This window comes from Bradyrhizobium sp. 154 (assembly GCF_023073875.1).
Taxonomy (GTDB): Bacteria; Pseudomonadota; Alphaproteobacteria; order Rhizobiales; family Xanthobacteraceae; genus Bradyrhizobium.
The window spans coordinates 1-13,429 of record NZ_JADPKG010000076.1; the positions used below are offsets into that span (position 1 = coordinate 1).

General features: G+C 64.8%; 12 protein-coding genes. 10 read left to right on the forward strand and 2 right to left on the reverse strand.

The window, feature by feature from the left end; genetic code table 11:
- Positions 1–266: 266 nt before the first annotated feature.
- Complete coding sequence (locus IVA92_RS18215) at positions 267–1,181, reverse strand: DMT family transporter (RefSeq protein WP_247281215.1); 915 nt, start codon at positions 1,179–1,181, stop codon at positions 267–269.
- A 123-nt stretch (positions 1,182–1,304) separates the two neighbouring features.
- Between IVA92_RS18215 and IVA92_RS18220 the strand changes: the two genes are divergently transcribed.
- From IVA92_RS18220 to IVA92_RS18230, 3 genes are all read left to right on the forward strand, one after another.
- A complete protein-coding gene (locus IVA92_RS18220) occupies positions 1,305–1,787 on the forward strand; it encodes a MaoC family dehydratase (protein ID WP_247281216.1) in 483 nt (160 codons plus the stop codon).
- Positions 1,788–1,871: 84 nt separating this feature from the next.
- A complete protein-coding gene (gene obgE / locus IVA92_RS18225) occupies positions 1,872–2,912 on the forward strand; it encodes a GTPase ObgE (protein ID WP_247281217.1) in 1,041 nt (346 codons plus the stop codon).
- A gap of 214 nt (positions 2,913–3,126) precedes the next feature.
- Positions 3,127–4,761: an alkaline phosphatase family protein gene (locus IVA92_RS18230; protein ID WP_247281218.1), complete on the forward strand. Its 1,635-nt coding sequence runs from the start codon at positions 3,127–3,129 to the stop codon at positions 4,759–4,761.
- Between the two features lie 251 nt (positions 4,762–5,012).
- On the opposite strand, the gene IVA92_RS18235 is transcribed toward IVA92_RS18230, so the two are convergent.
- Positions 5,013–5,978, reverse strand: coding sequence for a Bug family tripartite tricarboxylate transporter substrate binding protein (locus tag IVA92_RS18235; protein WP_247281219.1), 966 nt, complete (start codon positions 5,976–5,978; stop codon positions 5,013–5,015).
- A 195-nt stretch (positions 5,979–6,173) separates the two neighbouring features.
- Here IVA92_RS18235 and proB point away from each other — a divergent pair, with 195 nt between their 5' ends.
- The 7 genes from proB (at position 6,174) to IVA92_RS18270 (ending at position 13,319) form a co-directional block, all read left to right on the forward strand.
- Complete coding sequence (gene proB, locus IVA92_RS18240) at positions 6,174–7,295, forward strand: glutamate 5-kinase (RefSeq protein ID WP_247281220.1); 1,122 nt, start codon at positions 6,174–6,176, stop codon at positions 7,293–7,295.
- Between the two features lie 212 nt (positions 7,296–7,507).
- Complete coding sequence (locus IVA92_RS18245; RefSeq protein ID WP_247281221.1) at positions 7,508–8,803, forward strand: glutamate-5-semialdehyde dehydrogenase; 1,296 nt, start codon at positions 7,508–7,510, stop codon at positions 8,801–8,803.
- 16 nt (positions 8,804–8,819) lie between these two features.
- Positions 8,820–9,464: a nicotinate-nucleotide adenylyltransferase gene (locus tag IVA92_RS18250; protein ID WP_247281222.1), complete on the forward strand. Its 645-nt coding sequence runs from the start codon at positions 8,820–8,822 to the stop codon at positions 9,462–9,464.
- A 211-nt stretch (positions 9,465–9,675) separates the two neighbouring features.
- Positions 9,676–10,032, forward strand: coding sequence for a ribosome silencing factor (gene rsfS / locus IVA92_RS18255; protein ID WP_024338888.1), 357 nt, complete (start codon positions 9,676–9,678; stop codon positions 10,030–10,032).
- A 97-nt stretch (positions 10,033–10,129) separates the two neighbouring features.
- Positions 10,130–10,612, forward strand: coding sequence for a 23S rRNA (pseudouridine(1915)-N(3))-methyltransferase RlmH (gene rlmH, locus IVA92_RS18260; RefSeq protein ID WP_247281223.1), 483 nt, complete (start codon positions 10,130–10,132; stop codon positions 10,610–10,612).
- Between the two features lie 32 nt (positions 10,613–10,644).
- Positions 10,645–11,967, forward strand: coding sequence for a peptidoglycan DD-metalloendopeptidase family protein (locus tag IVA92_RS18265; protein ID WP_247281265.1), 1,323 nt, complete (start codon positions 10,645–10,647; stop codon positions 11,965–11,967).
- Positions 11,964–13,319, forward strand: a complete 1,356-nt coding sequence (locus tag IVA92_RS18270) for a S41 family peptidase (RefSeq protein WP_247281224.1) — start codon at positions 11,964–11,966, stop codon at positions 13,317–13,319. The genes IVA92_RS18265 and IVA92_RS18270 overlap by 4 nt, the downstream gene beginning before the upstream one ends.
- Positions 13,320–13,429 lie beyond the last annotated feature (110 nt).

The following is a 13,429-nucleotide window of genomic DNA, read 5'->3' on the forward strand; positions in this document are numbered from 1 at the left end:
TCTCCTTCCAAGCCATCGGCAAGCCCTCCTTGCCGAATAGTTGACCTGTTACCCATGTCGCCGGTCTAGTCTGTTACCCATGTAGCCGGTTTGGACCGGCGAATCACCCTCCCCTGGAGGGGGAGGGTCGATCGCGCGAAGCGCGAGCGGGGGGTGATCTCCCCACTCGGGTAGCGTTCAATGCGGAGAGAGCGTCACCCCACCCCGCTACGCATTGCGCTTCGCTGCATGCGTAGCGACCCTCCCCCTCCAGGGGAGGGTGGGGATCAAGCCGGCGGATTCACTTCTGCGCTTTCACGCCCGAGATCGCGCTCCCGCAAGTAGATATAGAACCCGGCACCGATGATGATGGCTGCGCCGACGAGCGTTGCGACCTCAGGCACGTCGCCGAACACGACGAAGCCGAAGATCACGGCCCAGACGATCATCGAATATTGGTAGGGCACCACGACGCTGGCCGGCGCGAGCTTGAGCGAGCGGTTGACGCAGAACAGCGCGGTGACCGAGACGCATCCCGCCAGTGCGAAGATCAGGAGGCTGCCCGATGTCGGCGGCACCCAGTGAAATGCAGAGAGCACGGCCCCCAGCGAAAACGTGCCGATGAATTGCGAGGACGCCATCACGATGTCAGGCGTCTTGCGCAGGCTGCGCGTGATCAGCATCAGCGTCGCAAACGACAGGCTGCCGCCGAGCGCGATCAGCGCCGGCAGGCTTACGGTCTGCGCGGATGGCCGCAGCGCGATCAAGACGCCGCAGAAACCGATCAGGATCGCGGTCCAGCGCCGCCAGCCGACCCGCTCGCCCAGAAAGATCGCCGACATCGCGGTGACGAAGATGGGGCCGGCCAGATAATAAGTGATGACGTCGGCGAGCGGCAGATAGACGGTCGCGAGGAAGAAGGCGGCCACCTCCAGCGTCGACAGCACGACGCGAAACAGCTGCAGCCGCGGCCGCTCCAGCTCCAGGAATTGGCGACGCTGCCGCCAGATCAGCGGCGACAGCAAGAGCAGCGCCGCGCAGGCGCGCAGGAACAAGAGCTGCCCCACCGAATAGGTGCCGACCAGGAACTTGCCCATGGCGTCGCCGAACGAGAACAGGAAGATCGACAGCACCATCAAGGCGATGCCGGCGAGCCGTGCCGAGCGGTCGTCATAGGCGGAGAGAGACTTGAAGAAGGGCATTTGCGTCGTTTTAATCGCGTGGGCGCGCCGGACAAGTCCACCTCTGGTGAATTGAACGCATTGTCGCACTGCGCGGAGCGCGATAGGGATCATGCACCGGGTCCGTTCCGAATGGTGTAGCGCATGACCGACTTCGATCCCTCCCAGCACCGCATGATCCCCACGCAACGCTGGTTTGAGGATTTCGTCCTCGGCGAGCGCTTCGTGCTGCCCAGCCGCACCCAGACGTCCGCCGTGTTCGCGGCGTTCCAGACCGCGAGCGGCGACACTCATCCGGTGCACTACGACGTGGAATATTGCCGCAGCCGCGGCATGCCGCATCTGCTCGCCCACGGCTTTCAGACCTTGATTCACACCGCGCCAGGGGCCGGCCTGTTTCCGTTCATGGTCGAGGAGTCGCTGGTCGGCTTCCTCGAGCAATCAAGCCGGTTCCTCAAGCCCGTGTTCGCCGACGATACCATCTATCCCACGCTTGAAATCACCGAGCTGGTGCCGGGGCGCACGACCGGCGCCGTGACGCTCAGAAGCACCGTGTTCAACCAGCGCAAGGAGCTAGTGCTGGAGGGCACGCAGAAATTCCTGATCCGGCGGCGACCAGCGGGTTAAGCACGGGGCAAAATCGCCGAAATTCGGCCGATTGACGGAGAAGTTCGGGTTGCCGCGCGGGATCGGCTGGCCTACCTATGGCCCATGAAATTCCTCGACGAAGCAAAGGTCTATATCCGCTCCGGTGACGGCGGGAACGGCTGCGTGGCGTTCCGCCGCGAGAAGTTCATCGAATTCGGCGGCCCCTCCGGAGGCAATGGCGGCCGCGGCGGCAATGTCATTATCGAGGTCGCCGATGGCCTCAACACGCTGATCGACTATCGCTATCAGCAGCATTTTAAAGCCCAGAAGGGTGAGAATGGCTCGGGCTCGGACCGCCATGGCGCCAATGGCAAGAACATCGTGCTGAAAGTGCCGATGGGCACGCAGATCTTCGACGAAGACCGCGAGACGCTGATCCACGACTTCACCAAGGTCGGCGAAAGATTCGTCCTTGCCGAGGGCGGCAATGGCGGCTTCGGCAACGCGCATTTCAAGACCTCGACCAACCGCGCCCCACGCAACGCCAATCCCGGCCAGCCCGGCGAGGAGCGCTGGATCTGGCTGCGGCTGAAACTGATCGCGGATGCCGGACTCGTCGGCCTGCCCAATGCCGGCAAGTCGACCTTCCTCAGCAAGGTCAGCGCAGCAAAGCCGAAGATCGCCGACTATCCCTTCACCACGCTGCATCCGCAGCTCGGTGTCGTGAATGCCGACGGCCGCGAATTCGTGCTGGCGGACATTCCGGGTCTGATCGAAGGCGCGCATGAAGGCGCCGGTCTCGGCGACCGCTTCCTCGGCCATGTCGAACGCTGCCGCGTGCTGCTGCATCTTGTCGACGCGACCTGCGAACATGCCGGCAAGGCCTACAAGACGGTGCGGACCGAGCTCGATGCCTATGGCGGCCAGCTCACGGACAAGATCGAGATCGTCGCGCTCAACAAGATCGATGCGGTCGAGCCGGACGAATTGAAAAAGCAGAAGGACCGCTTGAAGCGCGCCGCCAAGAAGACGCCGCTGCTGCTGTCCGCCGTGACCGGCCAGGGCGTCAAGGAAGCGCTGCGCGCGCTGGCCGACGTGATCGGCGAGAACCCGGTCTCCGCCAAGGCCAAGAGCGCCGCCGAAGCGGAGCCGTGGTCGGCTTGAGGAGAGCGACGCGCTCCCTCCACACCTCTGCGCAGCGGGCCAACGTCCGACAAGAGAGCGGACCCCTCACCCGGCGCCGTAGCCGAAGCTTGCTTCGGCGTTCTGCTAAGTACGGCCGCCAAGGTCGGCCGATGCCGACCTCTCCCTTCGGGAGAGGTTTTCTTCGCGGCATCGATAGCGCAATATCCAGCAAACGAAGTCAGGAGCGAGACGCATGGCGGGCGCGAAGAACGTTCTCTGGATCATGTGCGACCAGCTTCGCTATGACTATCTCGGCTGCACCGGCCATCCCACGCTGAAGACGCCCAACATCGACGCCATGGCCAAGCGCGGCGTGCTCTTCACCAAGGCCTACGTGCAGTCGCCGATCTGCGGTCCGTCGCGGATGTCGTTCTACACCGGACGCTACATGCGCTCGCACGGCTCGCACTGGAATGGCTGGCCCTTGCGCGTCGGCGAGCCCACGCTCGGCGATCACCTCAACAAGATCGGCGTGCGCAACGTGCTGGTTGGCAAGACCCACATGGCGCCCGATCTGGAAGGCATGAAGGCGCTCGGCATCCCGCCGAAATCAGTCATCGGCGTGCATGTCTCCGAATGCGGCTTTGAACCTTACGAGCGTGATGACGGCCTGCACCCGACCGGTCGGCCGCGCCCGAAATACGATGAATATCTGCGCCAGCAGGGCTTTGAGGCTACTAATCCTTGGGAGCATTGGGCCAATTCCGGCGCGGCCGACGACGGCTCGTTGCAGAACGGCTGGCTGCTGGTGCATGCCGACAAGGCCGCGCGCGTGCCGGACGAGCACTCCGAGACGCCCTACATGACGCGGCGTGCGATGGACTTCATCACCGAGGCCGAGACCGATGGCAGCCCGTGGTGCCTGCATCTGTCCTACATCAAGCCGCACTGGCCCTATATCGCGCCAGAGCCCTACGCCAGCATGTATTCGACGTCAGACATGATTCCGGTGATCCGCTCCGAGCGCGAGCGCCAGAATCCGCATCCGGTGTTCGGCGCCTACATGGACATGCGCTACTCCCGCAACATGGCGCGCGACGATGCCCGCGAGAAAGTGATCCCGACCTATATGGGCCTGATCACCCAGATCGACGACCAGATGGGCGTGCTGATGAAGTTCCTGGAGGCGCGCGGCCTGTTGGAGACAACCATGATCGTGTTCACCTCCGATCACGGCGATTATCTCGGTGATCACTGGATGGGCGAGAAGGACCTGTTCCACGAGCAATCAGCGAAGATTCCGCTGATCGTGATCGATCCGTCGCAAGAGGCCGACGCCACGCGCGGCACACGTAGCGATGCACTGGTCGAGGCGATCGACCTCGCGCCGACCTTCCTCGACTATTTCGGTGGCAAGGTGCCGGGACACATTCTCGAAGGGCGTTCGCTGCTGCCGCTGCTGCGCGGCCGCACGCCATCAGATTGGCGCAGTGTGGCGTTCTCCGAATATGACTACGCCATGCAGGATGTGCGGCTGAAGTTGAACCAGCCCATCGAGCGCTGCCGCCTGTTCATGGTGTTCGACGGCCGCTGGAAATATATCCACGCCTCCGGCTTCCGCCCCATGCTGTATGACCTCGAAACCGATCCGGACGAATTTGTGGACCGCGGCGATGACCCCGGTTGCGCCGGCATCATCGCGCGGTTGCAGGCCGAGCTGTTCGACTGGGCGCTGCATCCGAACGACCACATCACGACGCCGCGCGAGAAGATCGCGGCCTATGCGGACAACCAGCTCCAGGTGAAGGGCGGCATTCTGATCGGCGTCTGGGACGAAGCCGAACTGGCGACGATCAAGGACGGCATTGCGCAGCGAGGGAAGCTCTAAGCCCCTCATGGTGAGGAGGCGCGAAGCGCCGTCTCGAACCATGCAGGCCTCGCTGCGACAGCGCGGGCCTTTCATCCTTCGAGACGCCGCTTTGCGGCGCCTCAGGATGAGGGATAGAGAGCGCGCTGCTCGCTCAGCTCGTCATGCCCGGGCTTGTGCCGGGCATCCACGTCTTGCGTCGAGCGCGGAAGCGCATGGATGGCCGAATCAATCCCGGCCATGACGGCGGGGTGCGTTGTGCGAGCAACGCCTTAATTCTCGATCCTGTATCCCGTCGCCTTCACGATCGGTTGCCATAACGCGATGCTTGCTGCGAGCTCTTTCGTCAAGCCTTCCGGTGTCGACCCGACCGGAATGAGCCCGATCGCCGTCAGCTTCTCCTTCACCTCGGGCTTGGCGAGCGCGGCGCGCGCGGCGGCGCCGAGCTTGCTCGCGAACTCCTGCGGGCTGCCCGCCGGAAGCCACATGCCGTACCAGGCGTCGGCGACAAGATCGATGCCGCTCTCCCTCAGCGTCGGAACGTCTGGTGCAAACGGCGATCGTTCCGCGCTCGCGACCGCGATGATCTTCACGCCCTTGGCACGATGTTGCGGCAGAGCATCGGCCAACGTGGTGATGCCGAACGAGATGTGGTCGCCGACGATGTCGTTGAGGATGGGTGCGCTGCCGCGATAGGGCACGCGGGTCAGGGGAATGCCGAGGTCCTTCTCGAGCTTGGAGCCCATGAAATGTGGGATGGTGCCATTGTTGGGCACCCCGAACGAGGTCTTGTCCGGATGCGCCTTCAGCCATGTCACAAAGCTCTTGAAATCAGTGGCGTCGACCGCCGGGTTGATCACCAGCGCAAATTCGAACCGCGCCAAGAGCGACACCGGCAAGAAGTCCTTCGCCGTGTCGAAGCTCGGCGTCGTCTCCACCATCGGCAGCAGATACATGGTCGGCCCCGTCGTCACCAGCACCATGCTGCCGTCGGGACTGCCGCCTTTGACCGCCTTGATGCCGATCAGCCCGTCGCCGCCGGTGCGGTTCTCGACCACGATGGTCCGTTGCAGCACCGGCGCCATCTCCAGCGCGATCAGCCGGCACAGCGTGTCGCCGCCTGCTCCCGCTGCGAACGGGAAGATGATCTTTGTGAGCCCGGCCTGCGCTTGCGCCCCACCCGCCTGCGCCAGCAGCGGCAGCCCGAGACATCCGGCCATGAATTTGCGGCGATCCATTCGTTTCCTCTTCGGCCCTTTATCGTTGACCGCAATTAGAGCCGGGCGGACGCCCGACACAAGGCCGACATTCGCCGTTTACCATGGCGGCTGCCTTGCGCCCGTCACCGTCCTGCTGCAAAAGCAGGGCTCATCGGCGCCGTCTGCTCCGCCGTTTTCCGAACAATCGCATCCAGCGCCAACACATCTACCCACATGGCCAGCCCCGAACTCAGTCAATTCCGCCGTATCGTCGTCAAGGTCGGCTCCGCGCTGCTGGTCGATTCCGACAGGGGTGAGGTGCGCGCGTCCTGGCTCGCGGCGCTGGCGGACGACATGGCCAAGCTGCACCGCGAGGGCCGCGATGTGCTGGTGGTCTCCTCCGGTTCGATCGCGCTCGGCCGCAGCCGCCTCAAATTGCCGCGCGGCCCGCTGAAGCTCGAGGAGAGCCAGGCCGCCGCCGCCGTCGGCCAGATTGCGCTGGCGCGAATCTGGTCGGAAGTGCTCGGCGCGCACGGCATCGAAGCCGGCCAGATCCTGGTGACGCTTCAGGACACTGAGGAGCGCCGCCGCTATCTCAATGCGCGCTCCACCATCGGCAAGCTGCTGGAATGGCGCGCCATCCCCGTGATCAACGAGAATGACACGGTGGCCACCAACGAGATCCGCTACGGCGACAATGACCGCCTTGCCGCGCGCGTCGCCACCATGGCGAGCGCCGACCTGCTGGTGCTGCTGTCCGACATTGATGGCCTCTACGATGCTCCGCCCAAGAACAACCCGAACGCAACACTCATTCCTGTGGTCGAGAGCATCTCCTCAGAGATCGAGGCGGTGGCCGGGGACGCCGAGTCCGAGCTATCGCGCGGCGGCATGCGCACCAAGGTCGAGGCGGCCAAGATCGCCACCACGGGCGGCACGCACATGCTGATCGCCTCCGGCAAGATCGAGCACCCCCTCCAGGCCATCGCCGATGGCGGCCGCTGCACCTGGTTTCTGACGCCGGCCAATCCCATCACCTCGCGAAAGCGCTGGATCGCGGGCACGCTGGAGCCGAAGGGCACGCTGACCATCGATGCGGGCGCGGTGACGGCGCTGCGCGCCGGCGCCAGCCTGTTGCCGGCCGGCGTGATCAAGGTCGAGGGCCAGTTCGCCCGCGGCGACGCCGTGATCGTGCGCGGTCCCGATGCCAGCGAGGTCGGCCGCGGCCTGATCGCCTATGACGCCGAAGTCGCCGAGCGGATCAAGGGCCGCTCGTCCCCGGACGTGATGGCGATCCTCGGCATCAGCGGGCGGTCGGAGATGATCCACCGCGACGACCTGGTGGTGGGCGGTTAAGGCCTTTGCCGTCAGGCCGGGCTTGTCCCGGGCATCGACGTTCTTCGAGCCGCAAAAGGCGTGGATGGCCGGGTCAAGCCCGGCCATGACATCGCGGTTGGGCCAATGGCCTTGTTGCACCAGTTCGCCGGGAGACCAGCCATACCGTCCCCGCCCTTCGCAGACGCAGGATTTCCGTGCTAGGACACCGCCTTAGCAGAAGGTTGACTCCCATGGCCGCCCCCCTCAAAGCCGTTGACGGCAATGCCGATCTCCAGGCGCTGATGTCCGATCTCGGTACCCGTGCCCGCGCAGCCGCGCGCGTGCTCGCGCTGGCGCTGCCGGAGCAGAAGAACCGGGCGCTGGAAGCCATGGAGCGGGCGATCCGCGGCAACGCTGCGGCGATCCTCGCCGCCAATGCCGAGGACGTCGCTGAAGCCCGCGCCTCCGGCAACGCGACCGCCTCCTTCATCGACCGCCTGACGCTGACGCCGGCGCGCGTCGCAGGGATGGCGGAGGGCATCAGCACCGTGCGCGGCATTGCCGATCCGATCGGTGTCGTTACTGAAAGCTGGCAGCGGCCGAACGGCATGACCATCGAGCGCGTGCGCGTGCCGCTCGGCGTCGTCGGTGTGATCTTCGAGAGCAGGCCGAATGTTGCGGCCGATGCCGGCGTGCTGTGCCTGAAGTCCGGCAATGCCGTGATCCTGCGCGGCGGCTCCGACAGTTTCCGCTCCTGCCGCGCCATCCATGAATGCCTGGTGCAAGGCCTGCGCGAAGCCGGCCTGCCCGAAGCCGCGATCACGCTGGTGCCGACGCGCGACCGCGCGGCGGTCGGCATGATGCTGTCAGGATTGAATGGCGCGATCGACGTGATCGTGCCGCGCGGGGGCAAGAGCCTCGTCGCGCGCGTCGAGCAGGAAGCGCGCGTGCCGGTGTTCGCGCATCTCGAAGGGGTCAATCACGTCTACATCGATGCCAGCGCCGACCTCGCCATGGCAAAATCGATCGTGCTCAACGCAAAAATGCGCCGCACCGGTGTCTGCGGCGCCGCCGAGACGCTGCTGGTCGATCGTGCGGGAGCCGCAAGGAGCCTGAAGCCGCTGGTCGAGATGCTGTTGGATGCCGGGTGCGAAGTGCGCGGCGACGATGCGGTGCAGAAGACCGACGCACGCGTAAAGCCTGCCAGCGAAGACGATTGGAATACTGAATATCTCGATGCGATCATCGCAGCGAAAGTGGTCGACGGCGTCGACGGCGCGATCGCGCACATCCGGAACCACGGCTCGCATCACACCGACGCCATCGTGAGCGCGGACGAGGTCGCCGCGAAGAAATTCCTGAGCGAGGTCGATTCCGCGATCGTGCTGCACAACGCTTCGACGCAGTTTGCCGATGGCGGCGAGTTCGGCTTCGGTGCGGAGATCGGCATCGCCACCGGCCGCTTCCATGCCCGCGGACCTGTTGGCGCCGAGCAGCTGACGAGCTTCAAATACCGGGTCCTCGGCACCGGGCAGACGCGGCCGTAGCCGCTCGGGGCGGGCATTGAGCAACAATTTCGTCGTGCCGCGCTTCGTGGCGCAAGCGATCCCGCCCTACACCCAGGGCATGCGCGTCGGCCTGCTCGGCGGCTCGTTCAATCCGCCGCACCAGGCCCATCGCGCAATCAGCCAATTCGCGCTGAAGCGATTACAGCTCGATCGCGTCTGGTGGCTGGTGACGCCAGGCAATCCGCTCAAGGAGAACGGCACGCTGCATGAGGTCGGCGCGCGCATGCAGGCGGCGCGTGACGTCGCGGCCGATCCCAGGATCGAGGTGAGCTGTCTCGAATCCGTCATTCGCACGCGCTACACTATCGACACGATCAACATCTTGCGCCGCCGTTTACCCGGCTTGCGCTTTGTCTGGATCATGGGCGCCGACAACCTCGCTCAATTCCACCGTTGGCAGGACTGGCGGCGGATCGCCGCCCAGGTGCCGATTGCGGTCATCGATCGCCCGCCGCAAAGTTTTCGTGCCCTCGCCTCTCCTGCCGCCAAGGCACTGGCGCGCTACCGCTTGCCCGAGAATAAGGCGGCACTGCTTGCGGATCGGCCGGCGCCGGCCTGGGTGTTCCTGACCGGATTGAAGCTGAATCTCTCGTCGACGGGCCTGCGGAACCCGGACGGGAGCTGGAAAGGTACGAAGTGAGAAAAGGTACGAAGTGAGACGGAGTGTGTGGATTTGAGGCTCTCTGGCATATTGAAACCCTTAACCCCACATGATGTAGTGTAACCGGTGAGCGCCGGATTCGGCGTTCGCGATACAGTGAAAGGAATGGTCCCTGGCCACATCTGTATTGTCCAAGTCTGTTTTACCCAAGGTTGCTAAGCCTACGCGTAAAACATCGTCCAAAGCTGCCTTGAAGGCGCAACCCGACGCCGACAAGACGCTGAGCCTGATCCTCTCCCGCCTCGAGGACATGAAGGCGGAAGAGACGGTCACAATCGACCTTCGCGGCAAATCGGCGTACTCCGACTACATGATCGTTACCACCGGCCGGGTTAACCGGCACGTTGGCGCGATCGCGGAAAACGTCACCAAAAGCCTCAAGGAAAACGGCATCAAGAACATCCATGTCGAGGGCTTGCCCAATTGCGACTGGGTGCTGATCGATTCCGGCGACGTGATCGTGCACGTGTTCAGACCCGAGGTCCGCGAGTTCTACAATCTCGAGCGATTGTACACGCAGGGCCCAGGGGCGGCGAAGGCGATCTAGAGGCCTGACGAGCCGATTTCGAATCGGCTGACGCGCATGCTAGCGTCGTGCGCGCGTCTGATGCGCGCGACCTTGAAAACACGACGCTGAAGCCATCATGCGTGTTGCTGTCATTGCGGTGGGCCGGCTGAAGCAGGGCCCCGAACGGGAGCTTGCCGATCGCTATTTCGAGCGGTTCGCCGAGGCCGGCCGCAAGCTCGGATTTCGCGACCTCTCGATTTACGAACTTGCGGAGAGCCGGGCGCGCGACGCAGCAACGCGGATGGCTGAAGAGGCCGCGGCGATCTCGGCCCATATTCCGGAGAAGGCGGTCCTGGTGGCGCTGGACGAGCGCGGTCAGAATCTGGACTCCACCGTATTCGCACGGCATCTGGCGCGCTGGCGGGACGAAGGCGCCGGACATACTATCTTCGTGATCGGAGGGGCGGACGGACTTTCGCCCGAATTGCGCCGTAAGGCCAAGCTCGCGATCGCGTTCGGCTCTGCGACCTGGCCGCACCAAATGGTCCGCGTCATGCTTCTGGAACAGCTTTATCGGGCCGCCACCATTCTGGCCGGCCACCCCTATCACCGCGCGTGATGCGCGCCACAACGAGCACCTTTGCCGACGAGATGCGTGCGCCGATTCTCAACCTGCTGCTGATCACTGGCCTCGCAGGCACAAGCCTCGCGCACGCTCAGACGGCGACGCCGCCGCAGACCGCGGCTGTCTCGCCCGATGTAATCAAGCAGCGCGAGCAGGAGCTCGAGGCCGCGCGCGCCAGGCAGAAGAGCGCGGAGGAAGCGCAGGCCAAGCTCAAGGCCGAGATCACCGCGCTCGGCCAGGACCGCACTCAACTCAATCAGCAGCTGATCGACACCGCCGCCAATGTGCGCACCGTCGAGACCAAGATCGACGAAGCCGAAGCCCGGCTGCGGACGCTGAACGGCCGCGAGCAACAGATGCGCGCCTCGCTCGATTCGCGCCGCGCCGACATCGTCGAAGTGCTGGCCGCCTTGCAGCGCGCCGGAAGGCGCACGCCACCCGCGCTGCTGGTGCGCCCCGAAGATGCGCTGCAGTCGCTGCGCACCGCGATGCTGCTGGGCGCCGTCGTGCCGGAGTTGCGCGGCCGCGCCGAGAAGATCGCCGGCGACCTCGGCGAGCTCGTCGCCCTGCGCAAGAACATCGCCACCGAACGCGACCAGCTCGCCCTCGACCGCGACCGGGTTCGCAACGACCAGAGCCGGCTCACTGCTTTGGTCGACGAGCGGCAGCGCCAGCAGGCGGCGCGGGAAAAGGACCTCGACGCCGAGAATTCGCGCGCGATCATGCTGTCAAAGCAGGTCGGCGATCTCCAGGGCCTGATCACCAAGATGGAGCAGGATCTGCAAAGCGCCGCCAAGGCCGCTGAGAAGGCGGCCGAAGCGGCAAAGCAGGCCGAGGCGAAGGCGGCCGCCAGCGCCAAGTCCGGCCCGGGCGCTTTCAAGGACCGGTCCCGGACCACGCCCGCGATTGCCTTCGCGTCGGCAAAGGGGCTCCTGCCTCTTCCGGTGAATGGTAACAAGATCAGGGACTTTGGTGGTTCCGACGGGATCGGCGGGGTCCAGAAGGGCATTTCACTGGCCACCAAGCCCGGCTCTCAGGTCACAACGCCGTGTGACGGCTGGGTGGTCTATGCCGGCCCCTTCCGCAGCTATGGACAACTCTTGATCCTCAATGCCGGGGGCGGGTATCATGTCCTGATCGCCGGGATGGAGCGCATTTCGGTCAACATCGGACAGTTTGTGCTCACGGGGGAGCCGGTCGCGACCATGGGGTCGACCTCTCAGGTCGCCTCCATTCTCGCCACTAACGCGAGTCAACCTGTGCTGTATGTCGAGTTCCGCAAAGACGGCACTCCAATCGATCCAGGCCCATGGTGGGCCGCAAATGAAGGCGAGAAGGTTCGCGGATGATGCGCAAGACTTCAGTAATCCTCCTCAGCGCGGCCACCGGCGCGGCGCTGACGCTGTTCGTGACCCAACCGCGCGCCGTGTTCATGGGCTCCAGCGCGCGAGCCGCCACCGCGGACACCTATCGCCAGCTCAATCTGTTCGGCGACGTCTTCGAGCGCGTGCGCTCCGACTATGTCGAGAAGCCCGACGACACCAAGCTGATCGAATCCGCGATCAGCGGCATGCTGACCGGCCTTGATCCGCATTCGAGCTACATGGACGCCAAGAGCTTCCGTGACATGCAGGTGCAGACCCGCGGCGAGTTCGGCGGCCTCGGCATCGAGGTCACGATGGAAGACGGCCTGATCAAGGTGGTCTCGCCGATCGACGACACACCGGCCTCGCGCGCCGGCATCATGGCCAACGATATCATCACCAATCTCGACGACGAGGCGGTGCAGGGCCTGACCCTGAACCAGGCGGTCGAGAAGATGCGCGGTCCGGTCAACACCAAGATCAAGCTCAAGATCATCCGCAAGGGCCAGGACAATCCGCTCGACGTCACCTTGGTGCGCGACAACATCCGCGTGCGCTCGGTGCGCGCGCGCGTCGAAGCCGACGACATCGCCTATATCCGCATCACCACCTTCAACGAGCAGACCACCGAAGGCCTGAAGCGCGAGATCGGCAATCTCTCGAACCAGATCGGCGACAAGCTGAAGGGCTACATCATCGATCTCCGTAACAATCCGGGCGGCCTGCTGGAGGAAGCGGTCACCGTCTCCGACTCCTTCCTGGAGAAGGGCGAGATCGTGTCGACCCGCGGCCGCAATGCCGAGGAGACCCAGCGCCGTACCGCGCATGCGGGCGACCTCACCAAGGGCAAGCCGGTCATCGTGCTGGTCAATGGCGGCTCGGCCTCGGCCTCCGAGATCGTCGCCGGCGCGCTGCAGGACCACAAGCGGGCGACCATCGTCGGCACGCGCTCGTTCGGCAAGGGCTCGGTGCAGACCATCATTCCGCTCGGAAGCGGCAACGGCGCACTGCGGCTGACCACCGCGCGCTACTACACGCCGTCGGGCAAGTCGATCCAGGCCAAGGGCATCGTGCCGGACATCGAAGTGCTTCAGGACGTGCCGGACGAGCTGAAGTCCCGCACCGACACCAAGGGCGAGGCGTCGCTGCGCGGCCACCTCAAGAACGATGGCGACGAGAAGACCGGCTCGCAGTCCTACGTCCCGCCGGACGCCAAGGACGACAAGGCGCTCAAGCTTGCCGACGATTTGCTCCACGGCATCAAGAACAGCGCCTCGGCCGCACCGACGCCGGGCGGCGACAAGGCCGCCGCCGACAAGCCCAAAGCGGCGAACTAGAATCGGCTCACACGAACTTCTTGCAAAGGGCGGCTGCAAAAGCCGCCCTTTTTGCTTGGAACTCCTGATGCCCCCGGCCGATCCCGGCCTGCCGCCGCTTGACCTCGGCG